At 71.2% G+C, this 24,534-nt stretch carries 24 protein-coding genes and 2 tRNA genes; 22 read left to right on the forward strand and 4 right to left on the reverse strand.

Features of this window, described 5'->3' with window-relative positions; translation table 11 throughout:
• Window positions 1–88: 88 nt before the first annotated feature.
• Window positions 89–502: an SsgA family sporulation/cell division regulator gene (locus ACZ7LV_RS15750; protein ID WP_004002642.1), complete on the reverse strand. Its 414-nt coding sequence runs from the start codon at window positions 500–502 to the stop codon at window positions 89–91.
• 191 nt (window positions 503–693) lie between these two features.
• Here ACZ7LV_RS15750 and ACZ7LV_RS15755 point away from each other — a divergent pair, with 191 nt between their 5' ends.
• The 4 genes from ACZ7LV_RS15755 (at window position 694) to ACZ7LV_RS15770 (ending at window position 2,037) form a co-directional block, all read left to right on the forward strand.
• Entirely contained in the window at window positions 694–1,146 is a 453-nt protein-coding gene (locus ACZ7LV_RS15755) for a TIGR02611 family protein (protein WP_471939664.1), read from the forward strand.
• A gap of 78 nt (window positions 1,147–1,224) precedes the next feature.
• Window positions 1,225–1,296 (forward strand) — tRNA-Val (locus tag ACZ7LV_RS15760).
• Between the two features lie 171 nt (window positions 1,297–1,467).
• On the forward strand, window positions 1,468–1,926 hold the full coding sequence (locus ACZ7LV_RS15765; protein ID WP_471939666.1) for an SRPBCC family protein: 459 nt from the start codon (window positions 1,468–1,470) through the stop codon (window positions 1,924–1,926).
• A 39-nt stretch (window positions 1,927–1,965) separates the two neighbouring features.
• Window positions 1,966–2,037 (forward strand) — tRNA-Val (locus tag ACZ7LV_RS15770).
• A gap of 55 nt (window positions 2,038–2,092) precedes the next feature.
• Here the strand turns inward: ACZ7LV_RS15770 and ACZ7LV_RS15775 are convergent.
• Window positions 2,093–2,818, reverse strand: a complete 726-nt coding sequence (locus tag ACZ7LV_RS15775) for a 3'-5' exonuclease (RefSeq protein ID WP_401677542.1) — start codon at window positions 2,816–2,818, stop codon at window positions 2,093–2,095.
• A gap of 188 nt (window positions 2,819–3,006) precedes the next feature.
• Between ACZ7LV_RS15775 and ACZ7LV_RS15780 the strand changes: the two genes are divergently transcribed.
• From ACZ7LV_RS15780 to ACZ7LV_RS15795, 4 genes are all read left to right on the forward strand, one after another.
• On the forward strand, window positions 3,007–3,573 hold the full coding sequence (locus tag ACZ7LV_RS15780) for a DUF4365 domain-containing protein (protein ID WP_471939667.1): 567 nt from the start codon (window positions 3,007–3,009) through the stop codon (window positions 3,571–3,573).
• Entirely contained in the window at window positions 3,570–4,781 is a 1,212-nt protein-coding gene (locus ACZ7LV_RS15785) for a hypothetical protein (RefSeq protein ID WP_471939669.1), read from the forward strand. The genes ACZ7LV_RS15780 and ACZ7LV_RS15785 overlap by 4 nt, the downstream gene beginning before the upstream one ends.
• A 90-nt stretch (window positions 4,782–4,871) precedes the next feature.
• Window positions 4,872–6,848, forward strand: coding sequence for a threonine--tRNA ligase (thrS, locus tag ACZ7LV_RS15790; RefSeq protein ID WP_471939670.1), 1,977 nt, complete (start codon window positions 4,872–4,874; stop codon window positions 6,846–6,848).
• 140 nt (window positions 6,849–6,988) lie between these two features.
• Window positions 6,989–7,549 carry an HIT family protein gene (locus ACZ7LV_RS15795; RefSeq protein ID WP_471939672.1) on the forward strand — a complete coding sequence of 187 codons (561 nt, stop codon included), beginning with the start codon at window positions 6,989–6,991 and terminating at the stop codon, window positions 7,547–7,549.
• 21 nt (window positions 7,550–7,570) lie between these two features.
• Here ACZ7LV_RS15795 and ACZ7LV_RS15800 read toward each other — a convergent pair whose 3' ends face one another.
• Window positions 7,571–9,232 (reverse strand): hypothetical protein, encoded by a 1,662-nt coding sequence (locus ACZ7LV_RS15800; protein WP_471939673.1) that lies wholly within the window; start codon window positions 9,230–9,232, stop codon window positions 7,571–7,573.
• 181 nt (window positions 9,233–9,413) lie between these two features.
• Window positions 9,414–11,612 (reverse strand): elongation factor G-like protein EF-G2, encoded by a 2,199-nt coding sequence (locus tag ACZ7LV_RS15805; RefSeq protein WP_471939675.1) that lies wholly within the window; start codon window positions 11,610–11,612, stop codon window positions 9,414–9,416.
• Window positions 11,613–11,839: 227 nt separating this feature from the next.
• On the opposite strand from ACZ7LV_RS15805, the gene pgsA reads away from it, so the two are divergent.
• The 14 genes from pgsA (at window position 11,840) to ACZ7LV_RS15875 (ending at window position 24,439) form a co-directional block, all read left to right on the forward strand.
• Window positions 11,840–12,580 (forward strand): phosphatidylinositol phosphate synthase, encoded by a 741-nt coding sequence (gene pgsA, locus ACZ7LV_RS15810; RefSeq protein ID WP_471939677.1) that lies wholly within the window; start codon window positions 11,840–11,842, stop codon window positions 12,578–12,580.
• The gene (locus tag ACZ7LV_RS15815; protein ID WP_471939679.1) at window positions 12,577–13,515 is read left to right on the forward strand and encodes a phosphatidylinositol mannoside acyltransferase; all 939 of its coding nucleotides are present in this window, start codon (window positions 12,577–12,579) and stop codon (window positions 13,513–13,515) included. The genes pgsA and ACZ7LV_RS15815 overlap by 4 nt, the downstream gene beginning before the upstream one ends.
• Window positions 13,512–14,675, forward strand: coding sequence for a glycosyltransferase family 4 protein (locus ACZ7LV_RS15820; RefSeq protein ID WP_471939681.1), 1,164 nt, complete (start codon window positions 13,512–13,514; stop codon window positions 14,673–14,675). Before ACZ7LV_RS15815 ends, ACZ7LV_RS15820 begins: the two co-directional genes overlap by 4 nt.
• Window positions 14,676–14,715: 40 nt before the next feature.
• Window positions 14,716–15,258, forward strand: coding sequence for a LemA family protein (locus ACZ7LV_RS15825; RefSeq protein ID WP_471939683.1), 543 nt, complete (start codon window positions 14,716–14,718; stop codon window positions 15,256–15,258).
• 113 nt (window positions 15,259–15,371) lie between these two features.
• Complete coding sequence (pdxS, locus tag ACZ7LV_RS15830; protein WP_401677511.1) at window positions 15,372–16,295, forward strand: pyridoxal 5'-phosphate synthase lyase subunit PdxS; 924 nt, start codon at window positions 15,372–15,374, stop codon at window positions 16,293–16,295.
• Window positions 16,296–16,308: 13 nt separating this feature from the next.
• Window positions 16,309–16,917, forward strand: a complete 609-nt coding sequence (gene pdxT, locus ACZ7LV_RS15835; protein ID WP_471939685.1) for a pyridoxal 5'-phosphate synthase glutaminase subunit PdxT — start codon at window positions 16,309–16,311, stop codon at window positions 16,915–16,917.
• 49 nt (window positions 16,918–16,966) lie between these two features.
• Window positions 16,967–17,719, forward strand: coding sequence for a YebC/PmpR family DNA-binding transcriptional regulator (locus ACZ7LV_RS15840; protein WP_471939687.1), 753 nt, complete (start codon window positions 16,967–16,969; stop codon window positions 17,717–17,719).
• A 140-nt stretch (window positions 17,720–17,859) separates the two neighbouring features.
• The gene (gene ruvC, locus ACZ7LV_RS15845; RefSeq protein ID WP_471939688.1) at window positions 17,860–18,405 is read left to right on the forward strand and encodes a crossover junction endodeoxyribonuclease RuvC; all 546 of its coding nucleotides are present in this window, start codon (window positions 17,860–17,862) and stop codon (window positions 18,403–18,405) included.
• A complete protein-coding gene (ruvA, locus tag ACZ7LV_RS15850; protein ID WP_471939690.1) occupies window positions 18,402–19,010 on the forward strand; it encodes a Holliday junction branch migration protein RuvA in 609 nt (202 codons plus the stop codon). Before ruvC ends, ruvA begins: the two co-directional genes overlap by 4 nt.
• Window positions 19,011–19,146: 136 nt before the next feature.
• Entirely contained in the window at window positions 19,147–20,217 is a 1,071-nt protein-coding gene (gene ruvB, locus ACZ7LV_RS15855) for a Holliday junction branch migration DNA helicase RuvB (RefSeq protein ID WP_471939692.1), read from the forward strand.
• A 162-nt stretch (window positions 20,218–20,379) separates the two neighbouring features.
• Complete coding sequence (yajC, locus tag ACZ7LV_RS15860; protein WP_401677494.1) at window positions 20,380–20,868, forward strand: preprotein translocase subunit YajC; 489 nt, start codon at window positions 20,380–20,382, stop codon at window positions 20,866–20,868.
• A 130-nt stretch (window positions 20,869–20,998) separates the two neighbouring features.
• Complete coding sequence (gene secD / locus ACZ7LV_RS15865; protein ID WP_471939694.1) at window positions 20,999–22,789, forward strand: protein translocase subunit SecD; 1,791 nt, start codon at window positions 20,999–21,001, stop codon at window positions 22,787–22,789.
• A 1-nt stretch (window position 22,790) separates the two neighbouring features.
• Window positions 22,791–23,903, forward strand: coding sequence for a protein translocase subunit SecF (gene secF / locus ACZ7LV_RS15870; RefSeq protein WP_471939696.1), 1,113 nt, complete (start codon window positions 22,791–22,793; stop codon window positions 23,901–23,903).
• The gene (locus ACZ7LV_RS15875; RefSeq protein ID WP_471939697.1) at window positions 23,900–24,439 is read left to right on the forward strand and encodes an adenine phosphoribosyltransferase; all 540 of its coding nucleotides are present in this window, start codon (window positions 23,900–23,902) and stop codon (window positions 24,437–24,439) included. The genes secF and ACZ7LV_RS15875 overlap by 4 nt, the downstream gene beginning before the upstream one ends.
• The last annotated feature ends 95 nt before the right edge of the window (window positions 24,440–24,534 follow it).

Below are 24,534 nucleotides of genomic sequence, written 5' to 3' on the forward strand. Positions count from 1 at the left end.
GCCGTCGGCTCGCTCCGGCCTGATCCGCCGGACAGGCCCGAGCCGTCTCCCCGAGTGGACGGCCGGGCGGCTTGGTGGCGGTCTCGCCCTAGCTCTCCGCCAGGATGTGCGAGAGCTCCTGGTCGAGATCGAAGTGCCGGTGCTCCGTGCCGGGCGGCACGGCGGCGTCGGTTCGCTTCAGGAACGACTCCAGGGCCCGCGCGGGGGCCTCGAGCAGAGCTTCCCCCTCAGGGGAGCTGAGGGCGATGCAGACGACGCCCTGACCGTGACTGCGCGACGGCCAGACACGGACGTCGCCGGTTCCTGTGGGCCGGTGAAGCCCTTCGGCGAGGAGGTCGCGGGCGAACACCCACTCGACGGTCTCCTCGGCTCCGGTGTGGAAGGTGGCGTGCACGGCGTAGGGGTCGGCCGTGTCGTACCGCAGGCCTGCGGGGACAGGCAGGGAGGACTCGCTCGACACAACGAGGCGCAGGTGCAGCTCGCAGCTGACCGTGGTGTTCATAAGCGCCAGGGCCTTTCGCTCAGTGTGCGCTCGGGGATTCGCACGTCGGCGAAATCGACATGCCACCTACGGTGCCGTTGTAAACCCCTCTGAGGGTTTTGCGTGTGTTTACGTAACTCTTCCGGCCGAGAACGACTTCGCCCGATACGCCCATTCCGGTGACCGGAAACGTTCGGGTAGGGTTTGGCCGTATGAATACGGGGAGTAGCAAGCCAGGCGAGGTTGCCATGGCGACGGACGATTCGGGGACGCGTGAGGCGCCGGGCGAGCGCGCCCTGGGCTCGCGTGCGCCGGAATTCGTCAAGGCACGGCGCCTGCTGCACGTGAGCTGGCAGGTGGGGGTCTTCCTCGTCGGCCTCGCGGTCGTGGGCACCGGCATCGTCCTGCTGCCGTTGCCGGGCCCGGGCTGGGTGATCATCTTCGGCGGCATGGCGATCTGGGCGACCGAGTTCGTCTGGGCCCAGCTGGTGCTGCGCTGGACGAAGCGCAAGGTCACCGAGGCCGCACAGCGCGCGCTCGACCCCAAGGTGCGCCGGCGCAACATCGTCCTGACGTCGATCGGCTGTGTGATCGTGGCCGCGATCGCCGGGTTCTACGTCTGGAAGTTCGGCTTGATGATGCCGTGGAAGATCAAGGACCAGTGATCCACGGCGCGGGGCGCGAGGGCGGTCCGGCGCGGTCATCCGCACCCCCTGACATGGGGTAATCTTCTTCCTGCGCCCGGGCGATTAGCTCAGTGGGAGAGCGCTTCGTTCACACCGAAGAGGTCACTGGTTCGAACCCAGTATCGCCCACCCGGGACACGGCCCATCTGCTCCACGGCAGGTGGGCCGTTGTCGTGCCACGCCCTCTTCCTCACTCCGGGTGTCCGCACATCCCGGCCACGTCGCGCTCCTGGACGTGGGGCCCGCGCGCTCCTGAAACGATTCATGCGTCCGGCGGGGCCGCGGGGGCAGACTCGGCACATGGACTGGACCCACTACCGCTTCCGCAGCCTGTGGCGCCTGCCCGCCGCTCCGGCCGCCGTGTACGCCGTCCTGGAGCGGCCCGAGGACTACCCGCGCTGGTGGCGACAGGTGCGCGAGGTCCGGCGGACCGACGGCACCACGGGCGTGATCCGCATCCGGTCGCTCCTGCCGTACGACCTGACCTTCGTCGCGCGCGAGGTGCGCCGCGACCCCGGGTCCGGGGTGCTGGAGGTCGCGATGACCGGCGACGTCGAGGGCTGGGCCCGCTGGACGGTCCTGCCCGCGGGGAGCGGGTGCCTCGCCCGCTACGACCAGGTGGTGGACGTGCACAAGATCCTGCTGCGCCGCCTCGCGGTGCCGGGGCGTCCCCTGTTCCGTGTCAACCACCGGCTGATGATGCGCTCCGGACGGCGAGGCCTGCTGGCGTACTTGGGCCCCGGTCCCCAAGCGGTTTGAAGTAATCGCGGAGGCACCTGTATTGTTCAGTGCGTTCCCGGGCGATTAGCTCAGTGGGAGAGCGCTTCGTTCACACCGAAGAGGTCACTGGTTCGAACCCAGTATCGCCCACCGGGAAAGGCCGGTCCGCCGAGGCGGACCGGCTTTTTGCATGTCCGGCGACCGCTCAGGCCGCCGCCGCGAGCCCCGGACGCAGGGGCCACGCCGGGTCCACCGCCTCCTCGTTGCCGCTGCGCGCGAACCACGCCTGCAGGCCCCTCGCCTGCGCCGCGTGCCACACCGCCTGCAACGTGTGCAACTCCGCGGGCGACAGACGCTCCAGCCGGGACGCGAAACGCCGCCCGACGGCCCGCACGACCTCCAGCGAGGCCAGCGCGTCCGCCGCCGCGTCGTGCGCGCCGTCCAGCGGGACGCCGTAGTGCTCGCAGAGGTCGGTCAGCGTGCGCCGGCCCTTGCGGTAGCGATCCAGGTGCTTGTCCAGGACCCGTGGGTCGAGCACCAGCAGAGGGACCGACTCGAACCAGCGCCCCAGCGAGGACGCGCGATGCCGGCGCAGCTCGCGATCCAGGAGCGTCAGGTCGAACGGCGCGTTCATCACCACCAACGGCCGCCCGGTGCCCGCCTGTTCGGCGAGCTCGGTGGCTATCTCGTGCATCACCGGCGCCGGCCAGCGGCCGTTGCGCGCCAGATGATCCTCCGTCAGCCCGTGCACCGCCGTCGCCTCGGCGGGCACCGGCACGCCCGGGTTCACCAGCCACTGGTGCACCCGGGGTCGTGTGCCAGGGGCGTCCTGGACGACGAGGGCGGCCGACACGATCCGGTCGGTCTCGACGTCCACGCCCGTTGTCTCCGTGTCGAATGCCGCCAGCGGGCCCTCGTACCAGCACGTCATACGTACACAACTCCTCGTTCACCCACGGCAGCTGACGCACCGTCTTCTGCCCGTTTGGTGATACCCGGGCTGTTTGCGCCGTACGCCGGGAGGAGACAACAGAAGTACGGGTCCGCGCAGTTCAGCGGCGTCTTCCGTGGGCGCGGCCCGGCGCGGGGACATTCACTTTGCTTGGAAGGCTGCTGGCCATGGCGATAGCGCAGCCCGAGCGGGGCGGGCTGCTGCCCGAACGCACGGGCCCCCATCGCGGTTCACTCGCCACCACCGCCTGCATGGAGACATTGCAGGTGGGTTATCTGCACGCCGTCGCGGCCGCCGCCGGCTGCTCGCTGTCCCAGCCCTTTCCGGACAACGGCATCGACTGGCACGTCAGTCACAGCGCGCCGGGGCACACGATCGACGACGAGGTCACCATCAAGGTGCAGCTCAAGGCCACGTACCAGATCGCGCCCAAGCCGCCCGGCCGCTTCTTCTCCTTCACGCTCGACAACGACCACCTGGCGAAACTCGCCCGCACCCCGGTCTCGGTGCACAAGATCCTCGTCGTGATGCTCGTCCCGCGCTCGCAGGACGACTGGCTGCGCGCCAGCCACGACCGGCTGGACCTGCGGCACTGCTGCTACTGGGTCAACCTCGCCGGGCACCCCGTGACCGGCCGGCACCGGACCAACGTCCGCATACCGACCTCGCGCATCTTCGACGACCGGGCGCTGTGCGAGATCATGACGCGGGTCGGGACGGGAGGCAGACCATGACGCACCGCCCGCTCGACGAGCCCCTGCGGGCCGTACGGCCCCACCCCGAGCCCTGGGACCAGCCGCCGGAGCCCGGCCAGGTCGACCCCGCCGTGCTCGGCGCGCTGCTGCGCCGGCACGGCTGGCAGCGCCGCGGCGGCGCCGCCGGACGCTACGGCCGCTGGACACCGCCCGGCCCCGGGGCGGGCGGCACCAGTCTGCTCGTGCCCGAGAGCCGGGCCTTCCCCGACAGCGACGACCTGCTCGCCGAGGCGCTCCTCGCCCTCTCCCGCAGCCCCATGCCGTCCGCGCGCGAGGTGCTCGTCGGGCTGAGCGTGCCCAGCGACGAGATCCGCTGGTGGCGTGACGTGCCCGCGGGACCGGCGGGTGCCGCGTCCTGGACCGTCGAGGAGCAGCTGCGCTCGGCCGCCCGGCAGACGCTGCTCGCCGCGGCGCTCGCCACCCGCGCGCGTGCGGGCTATTACGGCGCCCGCCACAAGCGCGCCGCCGCCGTGATGCTGGAGAGCGTCCTGGTCGGCGCCGCGACGGGCGGCAGCGGCCTCACGGCCTTCGTCCCCGTCGACCCGGCCAGGCCGCTCGCCGTCCGCCTCCACCAGGCGCTCTACGCCGTCCGCGAGGCCATCGACTACCAGCGCGCCACCGGGGGCATGGACGCCTTCGACGGGGCCGTCGAAGCCGGGGTGAGCCGTGAGCTGACCGAGGCGCTCGTCGCCCTGGTTCGGGGCACGGAGGGCGCCCGTGTCGCCGTCGAGTGGGCCCCGGGCGCCGGTCCGCCCGAGGGCGGTGCCGGGCGGGGCGAGGCCGTGGAGTTCTCGCCGGGCGACCTGCCCGTGCTGCGCGAGGCCGGGGCCCGCTATCTGCGCGAGGAGCCCTCCGTGCCGGTGCGGATCACCGGCGAGGTGGTCCGCATGCGCAGGTCGGAGCGGCGCGGCGAGGGGACCGTGCGGCTGCGGGTGCTGGCCGGTGCCGAGATTCCGCACGTCCGGCTCATCCTGGACGAGGAGGACTACCGGATCGCCGGGCAGGCCCACCTCGTCGGGCTGCCGGTGCGGGTGCACGGGCGGCTGGAGAGCCGCGGCGGCTTCCGCCGGCTGACGGGCGCCTCCGGGGTCGTACCGGTGCAGGTGGACGAGGTGGAGCGGGACCAGCTGCTGAAGTCGTTGCAGGAGAACCTCGACTTCTTCGAGGAGGCCTGCGGCGGGGAATGATTTCGCCTGCGGTGGTCCGGGGTCGGTACGATCCCTTATTGCGCGCGCTCTCGGTACGGCGCCGCATCCACCTTCAGTCAGGAGAGACCGGTGTCAGACGTCCGTGTGATCATCCAACGCGATTCCGAGCGGGAAGAGCGCACGGTGACGACGGGCACCACGGCCGCCGACCTCTTCGCCGGTGAGCGCTCGATCATCGCCGCGCGGGTGGGCGGGGAGCTGAAGGACCTGGCCCACGCGCTCGCCGACGGCGACGAGGTCGAGGGTGTCGACATCTCCTCCGAGGACGGCCTGGGCATCCTGCGCCACTCGACCGCGCACGTCATGGCGCAGGCCGTGCAGGAGCTGTTCCCCGAGGCCAAGCTGGGCATCGGCCCGCCGGTCAAGGACGGGTTCTACTACGACTTCGACGTCGAGAAGCCCTTCCACCCCGATGACCTCAAGGCCATCGAGAAGAAGATGCAGGAGATCCAGAAGCGCGGCCAGCGCTTCTCCCGCCGCGTCGTCACCGACGACGAGGCCCGCGCTGAGCTGGCCGACGAGCCGTACAAGCTGGAGCTGATCGGTCTCAAGGGCTCCGCCTCGCACGACGACGGCGCGGACGTCGAGGTCGGTGCCGGCGAGCTGACGATCTACGACAACCTGGACGCCAAGACCGGCGAGCTGTGCTGGAAGGACCTCTGCCGCGGTCCGCACCTGCCCTCCACCCGGCTGATCCCGGCGTTCAAGCTGATGCGCAACGCGGCCGCCTACTGGCGCGGCAGCGAGAAGAACCCGATGCTCCAGCGCATCTACGGCACCGCCTGGCCGTCCAAGGACGAGCTGAAGGCGTACCTGGAGTTCCTCGCCGAGGCCGAGAAGCGCGACCACCGCAAGCTGGGCAGCGAGCTCGACCTCTTCTCCATCCCCGAGCAGATCGGCTCCGGGCTCGCCGTCTTCCACCCCAAGGGCGGCGTCATCCGCCGGGTGATGGAGGACTACTCGCGGCGCCGCCACGAGGAGGAGGGCTACGAGTTCGTCTACACCCCGCACGCGACGAAGGGGAAGCTCTTCGAGACGTCGGGCCACCTGGACTGGTACGCCGACGGCATGTACCCGCCCATGCAGCTCGACGAGGGCGTGGACTACTACCTCAAGCCCATGAACTGCCCGATGCACAACCTGGTCTTCGACGCCCGCGGCCGCTCGTACCGGGAACTGCCGCTGCGGCTGTTCGAGTTCGGCACCGTGTACCGCTACGAGAAGTCCGGTGTCGTGCACGGCCTCACCCGCGCGCGCGGCTTCACGCAGGACGACGCGCACATCTACTGCACCCGTGAGCAGATGTCCGAGGAGCTGGACAAGACGCTCACCTTCGTCCTCGGCCTGCTGCGCGACTACGGCCTGACCGACTTCTACCTGGAGCTGTCCACCAAGGACCCGGAGAAGTTCGTCGGCTCCGACGAGGCCTGGGATGAGGCGACCGAGACGCTGCGCGCGGTCGCCGAGAAGCAGGGGCTGCCGCTGGTCCCGGACCCGGGCGGCGCCGCCTTCTACGGGCCGAAGATCTCCGTGCAGACCAAGGACGCCATCGGGCGCACCTGGCAGATGTCGACCATCCAGCTCGACTTCAACCTGCCCGAGCGGTTCGACCTGGAGTACACCGCCGCGGACGGCACCAAGCAGCGCCCGGTCATGATCCACCGCGCGCTGTTCGGCTCCATCGAGCGGTTCTTCGCGGTGCTCCTGGAGCACTACGCGGGCGCCTTCCCGGCCTGGCTCGCGCCCGTGCAGGCGATCGGCATCCCGATCGGCGACGCGCACGTCGAGTACCTGGAGAAGTTCGCGGCGACGGCGAAGCGGCAGGGGCTGCGGGTCGAGGTGGACTCGTCGTCCGACCGCATGCAGAAGAAGATCAGGAACGCGCAGAAGCAGAAGGTGCCCTTCATGGTCATCGCGGGCGACGAGGACATGGCCAACGGCGCCGTCTCCTTCCGCTACCGCGACGGCTCGCAGGAGAACGGCATTCCCGTCGACGAGGCCATCGCCAAGATCGCGAAGGTCGTCGAGGAGCGCACGCAGGTCTGACGCGCCCCGGCGCACCCCGCAGGGCCCCCGGAAGCCGTACGGCTCACCCGGGGGCCTTTCGTCGGCGTGGTCCGCGGGCCCGGCCCGGTCCCGGCGGTTTTCGCCCAGCCCGGCGACACGCCGCGAATGGGCGAAGCCATATGCTGCCTTGCATGACGAGTGAGCCGGAACAGCAGATCGGAGTGGGGACGCAGGACGCGTTCCAGCGCCTGTGGACACCCCACCGGATGGCCTACATCCAGGGTGAGAACAAGCCCACCGGTCCGGGGGCCGACGACGGCTGCCCCTTCTGCTCGATCCCGGCGAAGTCCGACGAGGACGGCCTGGTCGTCCGCCGTGGCGCCCAGGTGTACGCGGTGCTGAACCTGTACCCGTACAACGGCGGCCACCTCATGGTCGTGCCCTACCGGCACGTCGCCGACTACACGGACCTCACGGAGCCCGAGACCGCCGAGCTCGCCGAGCTGACCAAGCAGGCGATGACGGCGCTGCGCACGGCGTCGGGCGCCCAGGGCTTCAACATCGGCATGAACCAGGGTGGGGTCGCCGGCGCGGGCATCGCCGCGCATCTGCACCAGCACATCGTGCCGCGCTGGGGCGGCGACACGAACTTCATGCCCGTGGTGGGGCACACCCGGGTGCTGCCCCAGCTGCTGGCCGACACCCGGAAGATGCTGGCGGAGGCCTGGCCGACGGCGTGAGACCGCCGGCCAGGGGTCGCCTCACGCGTCGTACAGGTCCGCCTTGCGGGGCGACGGGTCCTGCACGGCCGTGCTGAGGAACGCCGAGCGGTTGCCGAACTTCTCGGTGTCCACGCCGTTCTCCTCCAGCACCCGGATCGCCGCCGAGTGGACCACGCGGAGCACCGGCGTGGCGGCGCGCAGCGCGTCGTCGGCCATGAACCGGTGCCGCCAGGGCTTCGCGGCCCACGCGTGCCGCAGGCCGAACGGCTCGGGCAGGGCCAGCGACCCGCCGAGCCAGTTCAGCAGCGGCGGGTACCAGGTCAGCGGCGCCCGGGCGGCCACCCGTACCACCTCGTCGGCGTCGACCAGCGGGAGCTTGACGGTCCGCGTCTCCCAGCGTTTCACGGACTTCTGCACCGACTTCTCCTTCGCCGCCGGCTTGGAGGTGAAGAGCGGGTGCACGGGCCCCAGGGCGTGCCCGGTGACCTCGATGCGCAGTGTCTCGAAGAGCACGGTCACCGTGATCAGCATGGTGATCACCAACTGCCCGTCCCAGAGCGTCCACTGCACGCCCAGGTAGTGCCGGTCGCCGCTGCCGAACTGCTGCTTGTTGCAGATCTCCTGGATGGCGTGCGACTTGACCTGGTACGCCTCCACGTCGGTGCCCCCCGGACGGGACACCGACGTCGCGTTCTCGCCGATCGGCGTGACGACCCAGTGGCGTATCGAGGGCTTGGGGAAGCCGCCCGTGTTCAGCGGGCCGCGCTCCAGCATGCGCAGCTGGTCGTGGATGGACCGCACGACGTCCCAGCTGCGGAACGGGTGGATCTCCCGGTCGGGATCGGCCGGGGAGAGGTCCTCCGCGAGCTGCCAGCTGCCCCAGCGGGTGCCCATGCCGAGTATGCCCTTGGGCCCGGCGTAGAAGACGGAGTTGGACTGCTGCTCGGCGCCGAGCCGGGCGAGGGACTGGCGCAGCTGCTCGGCGGCGGTCTCACCGGGGTTGCTGGGCACCGCCTCGGGCACCTTCGCGCCGACGCTGCTGCCCGACAGCAGGCTGTCCCAGCGCTCCCGCAGGTCCTTCGCGGTGCGCTCGCAGATCTGCTTGGCCCAGAACCAGCCGATCACCGGCATCACCACCGCCGCACGCGCGTACCAGGCCCAGAAGCCGGTGAAGGGCATCTGGACCAGGAAGATCACGGCCAGTGCCCCGACCGCGACGAGCAGCGTGGTCGCGAGTGTCGAGGCCCGCTTGTCCTCACGCCGGGCGATGGTGGTGCGGATCGTGAACACCATCAGCCAGACCAGCAGGCCGGGCAGGAAGAGCAGACCGCACAGCACCATGACGATCGCGAGCAGGTTGTCGCGCTCGCGGCGGATGCGGTTGGCCGCCAGGCAGTGCTCGACGACGACCTGCGGCTCCGCGCCGAAGGACTGGATCAGCGGTGCCCGGCCCGAGCCGAGCATCCGGTCGACCACCGCCCGGGAGAACGCCTCGCCGAGGTTGGGCCGGAAGATCTTCGCCCACTTCTGGCCGGGCTTCACCTTCGACTCGTGCCACTCGTTGTTGGCCTTGAGTATCTCCTCGACCTCGTTGTCCCGGTACGCCGCGGAGGCCAGCGCGTACGTCGCCGTCTGCCCTTCGTCGCCCGTGCGCGGCACCTGCGGCCCGAAGATGTCCGCGTAACCGCTGTCAACGGTCATTCCCGCCCCCGATCGCCGCCACTGTCGCTCCTGCGGCCTTCCCGACTTCCCTGCTCCGCACACCTGTTGATCAGGTCGTCAAAGCCTATCCGCAGGCACCGACATACGTCGGCGGACGGCCGAAGCCGTCCGCCGAACCGGAGGAGAACCACCGTCCTTCAGCCACGCAGGCCCGCCCGCGCTAGGAGGCGTCCTGCTCCATCTTCCGCAGCCGCTCGGCGACTTGAGGGGGCATCGGCTCGTGGCGCGCGTAGCGCCGGCTGAACCGCGCGGTCCCGTGCGAGAGGGAACGCAGATCGACGGCATACCGCCCGATCTCGATCTCCGGCACCTCGGCCCTCACCAGGGTGCGTCCGCCGGCGGTCTGCTCGGTGCCCAGCACCCGGCCGCGCCGCCCGGACAGGTCGCTCATCACGGCGCCCACGTAGTCGTCGCCGACCAGCACGCTCACCTCGGCCACCGGCTCCAGCAGATGGATCCTCGCGTCCGCCGCCGCCTCGCGCAGCGCGAGGGCGCCCGCCGTCTGGAACGCGGCGTCCGAGGAGTCCACGGAGTGCGCCTTGCCGTCCAGCAACGTGATCCGCACGTCGACGAGGGAGTGCCCCGCGGCGATGCCCTTGGCGGCCTGCGCGCGCACGCCCTTCTCGACCGACGGGATGAACTGGCGCGGCACCGCCCCGCCGACGACCTTGTCGACGAACTCGATGCCCGAGCCGCCGGGCAGGGGTTCCACCTCGATCTCGCAGATGGCGTACTGCCCGTGGCCGCCGGACTGCTTCACATGCCGGCCGCGCCCGCCCGCCTTGGTCGCGAACGTCTCCCGCAGGGGCACCCGGTGCGGTACGACGTCCACCCGCACGCCGTAACGGCTGCGCAGCCGTTCCAGCGCGACGTCGGCGTGGGCCTCGCCCAGGCACCACAGCACCACCTGGTGGGTGTCCTGGTTCTGCTCCAGGCGCATCGTCGGATCCTCGGCCACCAGCCGGGACAGACCCTGGGAGAGTTTGTCCTCGTCCGGTTTGCTGTGCGCCTGGATGGCGAGCGGCAGCAGGGGATCGGGCATGTCCCAGGGCTCCATCAGGAGCGGGTCGTCCTTGGCGGAGAGGGTGTCGCCGGTCTCCGCGCGGTTCAGCTTCGCCACGCAGGCGAGGTCGCCGGCGACACAGTGCGAGACGGGGCGCTGCTGTTTGCCGAACGGCGTGGACAGGGCGCCGATGCGCTCGTCGACGTCGTGGTCCTCATGGCCCCGGTCGGCGAGTCCGTGACCGGAGACGTGCACGGTCGCGTCCGGCCGCAGCGTGCCGGAGAACACCCGCACGAGCGAGACGCGGCCGACGTACGGGTCGGAAGAGGTGCGCACGACCTCCGCGACCAGCGGCCCGTCCGGATCGCAGGACATCAGCTCGCGTGGCCTGCCGTCGATGGTGGTGACCTGGGGCTGCTCGTGCTCCAGCGGGGTCGGGAACCCCCCGGTGACCAGCTCCAGCAGCTCGACCGTGCCGAGGCCCTGCCGGGCGCCGTCGCCGGCGGGAGCGGCGGCCAGCACCGGGAAGAACCTGCCGCGCGCGACGGCCCGCTCCAGGTCCTGCACGAGGGTCTTGACGTCGATCCGCTCACCGCCGAGGTAGCGGTCCATGAGGGTCTCGTCCTCGCTCTCGGCGATGATCCCCTCGATGAGGCGGTTGCGTGCCTCCTCGATCAGCGGCAGCTGCTCCTCGTCCGGCTCGGACTCCTTGCGCTCGCCCGTCGAGTAGTCGAACAGCTTCTGCGACAGCAGCCCGGTCAGCCCGGTCACCGGCGCGTGCCCGTCCGGCGCCTGCGGGCCGCGCAGCGGCAGGTACAGCGGCAGCACGGCGTCGGGGTCGTCGGCGCCGAACGCCTCCGCGCAGATCCGCGTCATCTCCTCGAAGTCCGCGCGTGCGGCCTCCAGGTGCGTGACGACGATGGCGCGCGGCATGCCGACGGCCGCGCACTCCTCCCACACCACGCGGGTCGAGCCGTCCACGCCGTCCGAGGCGGAGACGACGAAGAGGGCCGCGTCCGCGGCGCGCAGACCGGCCCGTAGTTCCCCGACGAAGTCGGCGTATCCGGGGGTGTCGAGAAGGTTGACCTTGATGCCGTCCCACTCGACGGGTACCAGGGAGAGCTGCACCGAGCGCTGTTGCCGGTGCTCGATCTCGTCGTAGTCGGAGACCGTGCCGCCGTCCTCCACGCGGCCCGCCCGGTTCACCGCCCCCGCGGTCAGCGCGAGCGCCTCCACCAAGGTCGTCTTTCCCGCTCCGCAGTGGCCGACCAGCACCACATTCCGTACGGACGCGGGCTGGTCGGCCGCCACTGCTCTGCCGGCGGCTCCGGGGTGTGCATTGGTCTTGTCGCCCATGATCCTGCCTCCCGTGCACGGTGAGGTCACTGTGGGCGCGGACACGCGGGACCCGCGTGCTGGGCGGCTCCGGCGACGCCCGCGATTCTTCGAGCTTTCCACTCCCGTCACGGTGCGTCCATACAAAGGACGCGAAGCCGCCGACCGGCGGCGGTTGCGGGCCGTGCGCCCCGCTCCCCGACGAGCCGTGGGTGCCGAGCGGTCGCCCGCCCGCGCGCGTGGCTACGATGGGCCAGCCGACGGCCAGCAGGGGCCGGGCGGCGCCAGCGACCCTCGGGAAGGCCATGCTGAACAAGTACGCGCGTGCATTTTTCACGCGTGTCCTCACACCGTTCGCCGCGTTTCTCATCCGCCGGGGCGTGAGCCCCGACACGGTCACGCTGATCGGCACCGCGGGCGTGATGGCGGGCGCGCTGGTCTTCTACCCCCAGGGGGAGTTCTTCTGGGGCACGGTCGTCATCACCCTCTTCGTCTTCTCCGACCTCGTCGACGGGAACATGGCCCGCCAGCTGGGCCGCTCCAGCCGCTGGGGCGCCTTCCTGGACTCCACCCTGGACCGGGTCGCCGACGGCGCCATCTTCGGTGGCTTCGCCCTCTGGTACGCCGGTGGCGGCGACGACCTCGTGCTGTGCGCCGTGTCGATCTTCTGCCTGGCCAGCGGTCAGGTGGTGTCGTACACCAAGGCGCGCGGCGAGTCGATCGGCCTGCCGGTCGCCGTGAACGGGCTGGTCGAGCGCGCCGAGCGGCTGGTGATCTCGCTGGTCGCGGCCGGGCTCGCGGGTCTGCACGCGTTCGGCGTGCCGGGGATCCAGGTGCTGCTGCCGATCGCCCTGTGGATCGTGGCCGGCGGCAGCCTGATCACGCTGATCCAGCGGGTCGTCACGGTCCGCCGCGAGTCCGCCGAGGCGGAGGCGGCGGAGCGGGGGAGCGACGACAATGCCTCTCAGGGGAGGGAGGCGGCGAAATGAGTGCTCGGGACAGCCTGACGGACGCCCTGTACGGCCTCGGCTGGAGCACGGTGAAGAAGCTGCCCGAGCCGGTGGCCAGGCGGCTCGGGAACACGGTGGCCGACCTCGCCTGGAAGCAGCGCGGCAAGGGTGTGCTGCGGCTGGAGGCCAACTACGCGCGAGTGGTGCCGGGCGCGTCCCCGGAGCGGCTCGCCGCGCTCACGCGCGCGGGCATGCGGTCGTACCTGCGCTACTGGATGGAGTCCTTCCGGCTCCCCGCCTGGAGCGCCGAGCGCGTGAACGCCGCTTTCGAGCCCAAGGACCTGCACCACCTGACGGACGGCCTGGCCGCGGGCAAGGGCGTCGTCCTGGCCCTGCCGCACCTGGCCAACTGGGATCTGGCCGGCGCCTGGGTCACCACCAAGCTCGGCATCCCCTTCACCACCGTCGCCGAGCGGCTGAAGCCCGAGACGCTCTACGACCGCTTCGTGGCCTACCGCGCGGGCCTCGGCATGGAGGTCCTGCCGCACACCGGCGGCTCCGCCTTCGGCGCCCTCGCCCGCCGGCTGCGTGGCGGCGGCCTGGTCTGCCTGGTGGCCGACCGCGACCTGTCCGCCTCCGGGGTGGAGGTCAGCTTCTTCGGCGACACCGCGCGGATGCCGGCCGGACCGGCGCTGCTGGCCCAGCAGACCGGGGCCCTGCTGATGCCGGCGACGCTCTGGTACGACGACTCACCCGTCATGCGGGGCCGTCTGCATCCTCCGATCGAGGTACCCGAGTCAGGCACCCGGGCCGAGAAGACGTCTGTCATGACGCAGGCCCTGGCGGACGCCTTCGCGTCGGGGATCGCCGAACATCCGGAGGACTGGCACATGTTGCAGCGGCTGTGGCTCAAGGACCTCGACCCCGCAAAGGGCGGTCCGGCGGCCCCGGATGCCACGAAGGGGACCCCGTGAGGATCGGCATCGTCTGCCCGTACTCCTGGGACGTGCCGGGCGGCGTCCAGTTCCACATCAGGGATCTGGCCGAGTACTTCCTCCGCCAGGGGCACGAGGTGTCCGTCCTCGCCCCCGCGGACGACGACACCCCGCTGCCGCCCTACGTCGTCTCCGCAGGCCGCGCGGTCCCGGTGCCGTACAACGGTTCGGTGGCCCGGCTGAACTTCGGGTTCCTGTCGGCGGCGCGGGTGCGCCGCTGGCTGCACGACGGCGCCTTCGACGTGATCCACATCCACGAGCCGGCGTCCCCGTCGCTGGGCCTGCTCGCCTGCTGGGCGGCGCAGGGCCCCATCGTCGCCACCTTCCACACGTCCAACCCCCGCTCGCGCGCGATGATCGCCGCGTACGCGATCCTCCAGGCGGCGCTGGAGAAGATCAGCGCCCGGATCGCGGTCAGCGAGTACGCCCGCCGCACCCTCGTCGAGCACCTCGGCGGGGACGCCGTGGTGATCCCCAACGGCGTGGACGTCGACTTCTTCGCCCGGGCCGAGCCCCGCCCCGAGTGGCAGGGCGACACCCTCGGCTTCGTCGGCCGCATCGACGAGCCCCGCAAGGGCCTGCCGGTGCTGATGCGGGCGCTGCCGAGGATTCTCGCCGAGCGGCCGCAGACGCGGCTGCTGGTCGCGGGCCGCGGCGACGAGCGGCAGGCGGTCGAGTCGCTCCCGTCCGAGCTGCGCTCCCGGGTGGAGTTCCTCGGCATGGTCAGCGACGAGGACAAGGCCCGCTTCCTGCGCAGTGTCGACGTCTACGTGGCACCCAACACCGGCGGCGAGAGCTTCGGGATCATCCTGGTCGAGGCGATGTCGGCGGGCGCCCCCGTGCTGGCCTCGGACCTGGACGCCTTCACCCAGGTCCTCGACCAGGGCGCGGCGGGCGAGCTGTTCGCCAACGAGGACGCGGACGCGCTCGCGGAGGCCGCCCTGCGGCTGCTGGGCGACCCCGAGCGGCGCAAGGAGCTCAGCGAGCGGGGCAGCGCCCACGTCCGCGGGTTCGACTGGTCGACGGTGGGCGCGGACATCCTGTCGGTCTACGAGACGGTCACGGACGGCACCAGCGCGGTCGCCGCCGACGAGCGGTCCGCCGGACTGTGGGGCCGGTTCGGGCTGGCCCGCGACTGACCGATCGCACCCGACCGGCACCCCGGTAGCCTTGCCGCCCGTGACCGCAACCCTGATCTGGATCATCGTCGCCCTGGTCGCCGTGGGCGTGTACCTGAGCTGGACGGCGGGCCGCCTGGACCGGCTGCACGCCCGGATCGACGCCACCCGGGCCGCCCTGGACGCGCAACTGCTGCGCCGCGCCTCGGTGGCCCAGGAGGTCGCCACGTCCGGGGTGCTCGATCCGGCGGCCTCGATCGTCCTGTACGAGGCGGCGCACGCGGCCCGGCAGTCCGAGGAGGAGCACCGGGAGGTCGCCGAGAGCGAGCTGAGCCAGTCCCTGCGGGCCGTGTTCGCCGACCCGCAGCAGGTCGAGGTGGTCCGGGAGGCACCTGGGGGAGAGGCGGCGGCCCGGGAGCTCACCGAGGCGGTACGCCGGGTGCCGATGGCCCGGCGCTTCCACAACGACGCGGTGGGTGCCGCCCGCAGACTGCGGCAGCACCGCAAGGTGCGATGGTTCCGGCTGGCCGGGCACGCGCCGTTCCCCATGGCCTTCGAGATGGACGACGAGCCCCCGACGGCCCTGGCGGACCGGGCCGCCTAGCGGAGGTGGCGGAAAACGATCCACCGGCTGCACATTGGCCCTTGCTGTGGCCTGCGCACTTCCCGTTTCCTCGGTGTTCGCAGAAACCCTCTTTCACGTCAGTGAGGTCACCCGTGTCCAGCACGCTCCCCAACCCCGCCCAGCCCCAGGACAACGCCGCCACCGGCACCGCGCGCGTCAAGCGCGGCATGGCCGAGCAGCTCAAGGGTGGCGTGATCATGGACGTCGTCACGCCGGAGCAGGCGAAGATCGCCGAGGACGCGGGCGCCGTCGCCGTCATGGCCCTGGAGCGGGTCCCGGCCGACATCCGCAAGGACGGCGGGGTGGCCCGGATGTCCGACCCGGACATGATCGAGGGCATCATCGACGCCGTCTCCATCCCGGTCATGGCCAAGTCCCGCATCGGCCACTTCGTCGAGGCGCAGGTCCTGCAGTCCCTGGGCGTCGACTACATCGACGAGTCCGAGGTGCTCACCCCCGCCGACGAGGTCAACCACTCCGACAAGTGGGCCTTCACCACGCCCTTCGTCTGCGGCGCCACCAACCTCGGTGAGGCCTTGCGCCGCATCGCCGAGGGCGCGGCCATGATCCGCTCCAAGGGCGAGGCCGGCACCGGCAACGTCGTCGAGGCGGTCCGCCACCTGCGCCAGATCAAGAACGAGATCGCCCGCCTGCGCGGCTACGACAACAACGAGCTGTACGCCGCCGCCAAGGACCTGCGCGCCCCGTACGAGCTGGTCCAGGAGGTCGCCGAGCTGGGCAAGCTCCCGGTCGTGCTGTTCTCCGCCGGCGGTGTGGCCACGCCCGCCGACGCCGCGCTGATGCGCCAGCTCGGCGCCGAGGGCGTCTTCGTCGGCTCCGGCATCTTCAAGTCCGGCGACCCGGCCAAGCGCGCCGCCGCCATCGTGAAGGCGACCACCTTCTTCGACGACCCGAAGATCATCGCCGACGCGTCCCGCAACCTCGGCGAGGCCATGGTCGGCATCAACTGCGACACCCTGCCCGAGACCGAGCGCTACGCCAACCGCGGCTGGTAAGGCACTGCACCCCATGAGCGACACCCCCGTGATCGGCGTGCTGGCCCTCCAGGGCGACGTACGGGAGCACCTCGTCGCCCTGGCCGCGGCCGACGCCGTGGCCAGGCCGGTCAGGCGCCCCGAAGAGCTCGACGAGGTCGACGGCCTCGTGATCCCCGGCGGCGAGTCCACCACCATCTCCAAGCTGGCCACCCTGTTCGGCGTGATGGAGCCGTTGCGCGCCCGGGTCCGCGACGGACTGCCCGTCTACGGCACCTGCGCCGGCATGATCATGCTGGCCGACAAGATCCTCGACCCGCGCTCGGGCCAGGAGACGATCGGCGGTATCGACATGATCGTGCGCCGCAACGCCTTCGGACGGCAGAACGAGTCCTTCGAGGCCGCGGTCGACGTCGCGGGCGTCACGGGAGATCCTGTGGAGGGGGTCTTCATCCGCGCCCCCTGGGTGGAGTCCGTCGGCGCCCGCGTCGAGGTGCTGGCCGAGCACGACGGCCATATCGTCGCGGTCCGTCAGGGCAACGCGCTCGCCACGTCGTTCCACCCGGAACTGACCGGCGACCACCGTGTGCACGGCCTGTTCGTCGACATGGTGCGCGCGACCCGCGCGGCTCGGTCCTTGTAGGATCTCTGGCGTTCGTTGCAGAGATGGGTTACGCGAAGGAGACAGGCAGATGTCCGGCCACTCTAAATGGGCTACGACGAAGCACAAGAAGGCCGTGATCGATGCCAAGCGCGGCAAGCTCTTCGCGAAGCTGATCAAGAACATCGAGGTCGCCGCGCGCATGGGCGGCGTCGACCTGGAGGGCAACCCGACCCTCTACGACGCCGTGCAGAAGGCCAAGAAGCAGTCGGTCCCGAACAAGAACATCGACTCGGCGATCAAGCGCGGCGGTGGTCTGGAGGCCGGTGGCGCCGAATACGAGACGATCATGTACGAGGGCTACGGTCCCAACGGTGTCGCGGTGCTCATCGAGTGCCTCACCGACAACCGCAACCGCGCCGCCTCGGACGTCCGTGTCGCGATGACCCGCAACGGCGGGTCCATGGCCGACCCCGGCTCCGTGTCGTACCTGTTCAACCGCAAGGGTGTCGTCATCGTCCCCAAGGGCGAGCTCGGTGAGGACGACGTCCTGGGCGCCGTGCTCGACGCGGGCGCCGAGGAGGTCAACGACCTCGGTGAGTCCTTCGAGGTGCTCAGCGAGGCGACCGACCTGGTCGCGGTCCGCACGGCCCTGCAGGAGGCCGGGATCGACTACGACTCCGCCGAGGCCAACTTCGTCCCGACCATGCAGGTCGAGCTGGACGAGGAGGGCGCGAAGAAAATCTTCAAGCTGATCGACGCGCTGGAGGACAGCGACGACGTGCAGAACGTCTTCGCCAACTTCGACGTGAGCGACGAGGTCATGGAGAAGGTCGACGCGTAGCACCGCCGCGCACCGGAGCGCGCGCCACGGGCCGACGGGACACACCCCGTCGGCCCGTCGCGTTGTCGGTGGCACCCGATAGCCTGCACGAACTGGGGAAACCGGCCGGTGACGGCCGCAGGAGAGCGAAGGAGGGGCGGGTGCGGGTACTGGGGGTGGACCCGGGACTGACCCGGTGCGGCGTCGGCGTCGTCGAAGGGGTCCCCGGACGCCCGCTCACGATGCTCGGCGTCGGCGTGGTCCGCACGCCGGCCGAGGCCGAGCTGGGGCACCGCCTGGTCGCCGTTGAGCGGGGCATCGAGGAGTGGCTCGACGAGCACCGGCCCGAATTCGTCGCCGTGGAGCGGGTGTTCAGCCAGCACAACGTCCGCACGGTGATGGGCACCGCCCAGGCCAGCGCGGTCGCCATGCTCTGCGCGGCCCGCCGCGGCATCCCCGTCGCCCTGCACACCCCCAGCGAGGTCAAGGCCGCCGTCACCGGCAGCGGCCGCGCCGACAAGGCACAGGTCGGCACCATGGTGACCCGGCTGCTGCGGCTGGACGCCCCGCCGAAGCCGGCCGACGCCGCCGACGCCCTGGCGCTCGCGATCTGCCACATCTGGCGCGCCCCCGCGCAGAACCGCCTCCAGCAGGCCGTCGCCCGGCACACCGCAACAACCACCGCATCGAAAGGCCGCACGGCATGATCGCCTTCGTCAGTGGCACGGTCGCCGCCCTCGCACCCGACACCGCGGTGGTCGAGGTCGGCGGTGTCGGCATGGCCGTGCAGTGCACGCCCAACACGCTGTCCACGCTCCGCACGGGCCAGCCCGCCAAGCTCGCCACCTCCCTCGTCGTACGGGAGGACTCGCTCACCCTCTACGGCTTCGTGGACGACGACGAGCGCCAGGTCTTCGAACTGCTCCAGACCGCGAGCGGGGTGGGCCCCCGGCTCGCCCAGGCCATGCTGGCCGTGCACACGCCCGACGCCCTGCGCCGCGCCGTCGCCACCGGCGACGAGAAGGCCCTCACCGCCGTCCCCGGCATCGGCAAGAAGGGTGCCCAGAAGTTGCTGCTGGAGCTCAAGGACCGCCTGGGCGCGCCGATCGGCGCCGCCCCCGCGATCGGCGCGCCGGTCAGCAACGGCTGGCGCGACCAGCTGCACGCCGCGCTGATCGGTCTGGGGTACGCGACCCGGGAGGCCGACGAGGCGGTCGCCGCCGTCGCCCCCCAGGCCTTGGCCGCCGAGGGCACGCCGCAGGTGGGTCAGCTGCTGAAGGCGGCCCTGCAGACGCTCAACAGAGCCCGCTAGCCGGCGGCGCCGCGCAGCCGCACGGGACGCCGGCGGACGCGAACCGCCCGCTGCGGCTGCCGGGACCGGCCCGAAGAGCGGCACCCCCTCCCCGTACGACCCATCCGACCGCGAACGCACCCGAGGGCCCACGCACATGAACTGGGACGACCCGACCGACCCCGCCGACACCGAGCGGCTGGTGGGCCCTGCCGCCGACCGTGAGGACCAGGCCGTGGAGGCCGCGCTGCGCCCCAAGGACCTGGGCGAGTTCATCGGCCAGGAGAAGGTCCGCGAACAGCTCGACCTCGTCCTGCGCGCCGCACGCGCGCGGGGCGCCACCGCCGACCACGTGCTGCTCTCCGGCGCCCCCGGCCTCGGCAAGACCACCCTGTCCATGATCATCGCGGCCGAGATGGGCGCCCCGATCCGCATCACCTCGGGTCCCGCCATCCAGCACGCCGGCGACCTCGCCGCGATCCTCTCCTCCCTCCAGGAGGGCGAGGTCCTCTTCCTCGACGAGATCCACCGCATGTCGCGGCCCGCCGAGGAGATGCTGTACATGGCGATGGAGGACTTCCGCGTCGACGTGATCGTCGGCAAGGGACCCGGCGCGACCGCGATCCCGCTGGAGCTGCCCCCGTTCACCCTGGTCGGCGCCACCACGCGGGCGGGACTGCTGCCGCCCCCGCTGCGCGACCGCTTCGGCTTCACCGCGCACATGGAGTTCTACGAGCCGGCCGAGCTGGAGCGGGTCATCCACCGCTCGGCGAGCCTCCTCGACGTCGAGATCGACACCGACGGCGCCGCCGAGATCGCCGGCCGCTCCCGAGGAACACCCCGGATCGCCAACCGGCTGCTGCGGCGGGTGCGGGACTACGCGCAGGTCAAGGCCGACGGGATCATCACGCGGGACATCGCGGGCGCGGCACTGCGGGTGTACGAGGTCGATCCTCGGGGCCTGGACCGCCTCGACCGTTCCGTGCTGGAGGCGCTGCTGAAGCTGTTCGGCGGCGGACCGGTCGGTCTGTCCACGCTCGCGGTGGCCGTGGGGGAGGAGCGTGAGACCGTGGAAGAGGTCGCCGAGCCGTTCCTCGTACGGGAGGGCCTGCTGGCCCGGACCCCGCGCGGCAGGGTCGCCACCCCGGCGGCCTGGGCGCACCTCGGCCTCACCCCGCCCCGCCAGGGCACGGCGGGAACCGGACAACAGGACCTGTTCGGGGCGTGACGGCGAGGGCATTGGCCGTGGCAGGAACCCCGGTGCCATGCTGAGCGTTGTTCCATGCGCGCGGACTCGCTTAGACTCCGCCGATGCCGCCTTCCTCGGCGGCTGACATACCCCCATCCAACAGGCCGCCCCTCTGCGCGGTCGTGCGAAGGAAATCGTCCCGTGAATAGCCTCGTGACCCTCCTCCCGTTCATCGTGCTCATCGGGGCCATGATCCTGATGACCCGCTCGGCCAAGAAGAAGCAGCAGGCCGCTGTCGACATGCGGAACCAGGTGCAGCCGGGTTCCGGGGTCCGCACCATCGGGGGCATGTACGCAACGGTCAAGGAGGTCAACGAGGACACCGTCCTCCTGGACGCCGGCCCGGGCGTCGACCTCCTCTTCGCCAAGAACTCCATCGGGGCGGTGCTCTCCGACGACGAGTACAACCGCATCGTGCACGGCATCGAGCACGACCTGAAGGACGACGCGGACACCGTCCCGGACGACGCCTCCTCCCTCACCAAGGACGACGAGCCCGTCGACGCCCCGGCCGACGAGAAGTCCGTCGATCTCGGCAAGAAGGACGTGGACGAGGAGCCCGCCGACGCCGCCGAGGCGAAGCAGGACGCGGAGCCGAAGAAGACCGACGGCGACGCCGACGCGAAGTAGTCAGTCCCGGAGTGCGCGGGCCGGGCTCGGGTGCCCGGGACAGGCGCAACCCGCACGGGATCCCGACACCATGTCATGGCCGTCCGCCCGCTGACCCGGAGTGAGGCGGCCCGAGAGGGAGTACGAGAAGGTGGCAGCACCTAAAAAGGGCCGGAGCTCGAGCGCCCAGAGCAAGCCATGGCGCTCGCTGGCCCTGATTCTGATCGCCCTCGTGGCGCTCACCGGGGGAATGTTCGCCTCCGGACACACCACTCCGCGTCTCGGCATCGACCTGGCCGGTGGTACGAGCATCACGCTCGGGGCAGTCGCCGAGGACGGCAACGAGGCCGCGATCAACCCGACCAACATGAACACCGCGGTCGAGATCATGGAGCGCCGCGTCAACGGTCTGGGTGTCTCGGAGGCCGAGGTCCAGACCCAGGGCGATCGCAACATCATCGTCAACATTCCCAAGGGCACGAACTCGCAGCAGGCCCGGGAACAGGTCGGCACCACCGCCAAGCTCTACTTCCGCCCGGTCCTCGCCACCGAGCCCTCCGGCGGCACCGCCCCGCAGAACCCCTCGCCCAGCGCCTCCCCGTCCGGTGGCTCGGACAAGGCCACCGAGCCCGAGAAGGCCACCGGCTCGCAGAGCCCCGCCGCGTCGGACCCGGCGAGCCAGAGCGCGACCCCCTCTGACGGCGCCACCACCCAGGGCCGTGCCGTCACGGAGGCGTTGAAGAAGGCCAGCCCGAGCCCCTCCGCGTCCGGCTCCGGGGCCCCCAGCCCCACCCCGTCGGCGAGCGGCGGCGCCACCGGCGACGCCGACAGCAAGCTCCAGGCGCAGTACGCGGCGCTCGACTGCAGCAAGCAGTCGGTTCGCGCGAGCACCGGTGAAGGCGCCAAGCCCACCGACGCCACCGTCGGCTGCGGCGAGATCCAGGGCGTCTGGTACAAGTACCTGCTCGGCCCGGCCGGCGTCGACGGCACCGAGGTCGACGACGCCCAGGCCGTCTACGACACCCAGAGCGGCGCCGGCTGGAAGGTCCAGATGGACTTCACCTCCGCCGGTGCCAAGAAGTTCGCGGACATCACCGGCAAGCTCGCCCAGAACCAGTCGCCGCAGAACCAGTTCGGCATCGTCCTCGACGGCGAGGTCGTCTCCAGCCCGTACGTGAGCCAGTCGATCACCGGCGGCAACGCCGAGATCTCCGGCAGCTTCACGCAGGAGGAGGCCCAGGGCCTCGCCAACATGCTGTCCTACGGCGCCCTGCCGCTGACGTTCCGCGAGGACAGCGTCACCACGGTGACCGCGGCGCTCGGCGGCGACCAGCTGGAGGCCGGCCTGATCGCGGGCGCCATCGGCCTCGCCCTGGTCGTGCTCTACCTGCTGGTGTACTACCGCGGCCTGTCGTTCATCGCCCTCCTGTCGCTGCTGGTCTCGGCGGCGCTCACCTACACGCTCATGGCGCTGCTCGGCCCGGCCATCGGCTTCGCGCTGAACCTGCCGGCCGTCTGCGGTGCCATCGTGGCCATCGGCATCACGGCGGACTCGTTCATCGTGTACTTCGAACGGGTCCGGGACGAGATCCGCGAGGGCCGCTCGCTGCGTCCCGCCGTCGAGCGGGCCTGGCCGCGTGCCCGGCGCACCATCCTGGTGTCCGACTTCGTGTCGTTCCTGGCCGCCGCGGTGCTGTTCATCGTCACCGTCGGCAAGGTGCAGGGCTTCGCGTTCACGCTCGGCCTGACCACGGTGCTCGACGTCGTGGTCGTGTTCCTCTTCACCAAGCCGCTGCTGACGCTGATGGCGCGCCGGAAGTTCTTCGCGAACGGTCACCCGTGGTCCGGTCTCGATCCCCAGCGTCTGGGCGCCCGGCCGCCGCTGCGCCGCACCCGCCGTCCCTCGCATCCCGCAGGCCCCGTCGAGACGAAGGAGGCCTGAGATGTCGAAGCTCGGCAACCTCGGTGCCCGACTGCACCGTGGCGAGGTCAGTTACGACTTCGTCGGCAACCGCAAGATCTGGTACGGCATCTCGATCCTGATCACCATCACGGCCATCGTGGGCCTGGCGGTGCGGGGCCTGAACATGGGCATCGAGTTCCAGGGCGGTGCCGTCTTCACCACCCCGAAGACGTCCGTCTCGGTCAGCCAGGCCGAGGAGTACGCGGAGGCGGCCTCCGGACACGACGCGATCGTCCAGAAGCTCGGCAACGGCAGCCTGCGCATCCAGATCGCGGGCATCGACACCGGCCAGGCGGACCGGATCAACCAGGCGCTGGCCGACGACATGAAGGTCGACGCCGAGAAGATCAACGCCGAGCTGGTCGGCCCCAGCTGGGGTGAGCAGATCGCCAACAAGGCCTGGCAAGGCCTCGGGATCTTCCTGGTCCTGGTGGTGATCTATCTGGCGATCGCCTTCGAGTGGCGGATGGCGATCGCGGCGTTCGTCGCGCTGATCCACGACATCACCATCACCGTCGGCATCTACGCCCTCGTGGGCTTCGAGGTCACACCGGGCACGGTGATCGGTCTGCTGACCATTCTCGGTTATTCGCTGTACGACACGGTGGTCGTCTTCGACAGCCTCAAGGAACAGACGAAGGACATCACCAAACAGACCCGCTGGACCTACAGCGACATCGCCAACAGGTCGATCAACAGCACCCTGGTGCGTTCGATCAACACCACGGTGGTCGCGCTGCTGCCGGTGGCGGGCCTGCTGTTCATCGGTGGCGGTGTGCTCGGCGCGGGCATGCTCAACGACATCTCGCTCTCGCTGTTCGTCGGCCTCGCGGCCGGTGCGTACTCGTCGATCTTCATCGCTACGCCGCTCGTCGCCGACCTCAAGGAGCGCGAGCCGGCGCTGAAGGCGCTGCGCAAGCGGGTCCTCGCCAAGCGGGCGCAGGGCGCCGACCCGGCCGAGACGCAGGCCGCCGGTGAGGGGGGCGAGCCGTTCGGCGACGAGCCGGACGACGCCCACGCGGTGGTCGGCCCGCGCAACCAGCCCGCGTCCCGTGCGCGCGGACGCGGTCGCCCCTCGGGGAAGCGCCGATGACCGACATCAAGGAGCTGTTGCTCAGCCGCATCCGTGACGTGGCCGACTACCCGGAGCCGGGCGTGATGTTCAAGGACATCACCCCGCTCCTGGCGGACCCGGCGGCGTTCACGGCGCTCACGGACGCGCTGGCCGAGATCGTGGAGCGCACCGGCGCCACCAAGGTCGTCGGACTGGAGGCCCGGGGCTTCATCCTCGGCGCCCCGGTCGCGGTGCGGGCCGGCGTCGGCTTCATCCCCGTGCGCAAGGCGGGCAAGCTCCCCGGAGCGACGCTGCGCCAGGCGTACGACCTGGAGTACGGCTCGGCGGAGATCGAGGTGCACGCCGAGGACCTGACCGCCGACGACCGTGTGCTGGTCGTCGACGACGTCCTCGCGACGGGCGGCACGGCGAAGGCCTCGCTGGAGCTCGTCCGACGCGCCGGCGCCCAGGTGGCGGGCGTGGCCGTCCTGATGGAACTGGCCTTCCTGAACGGCCGCACCCGCCTGGAGCCGGCCCTGGCCGGAGCCCCGCTGGAGTCGCTCCTCACGGTCTGACCGAGGCAAGCTGCACGCCCGCAGGCGCCCCTCACCTGGTGAGGGGCGCCTGCGCTGCTTCCCGGCCTCGCACGCGATTCCGGACCCCCCTGAGG

This window comes from Streptomyces sp. NPDC107562, from assembly GCF_055657325.1.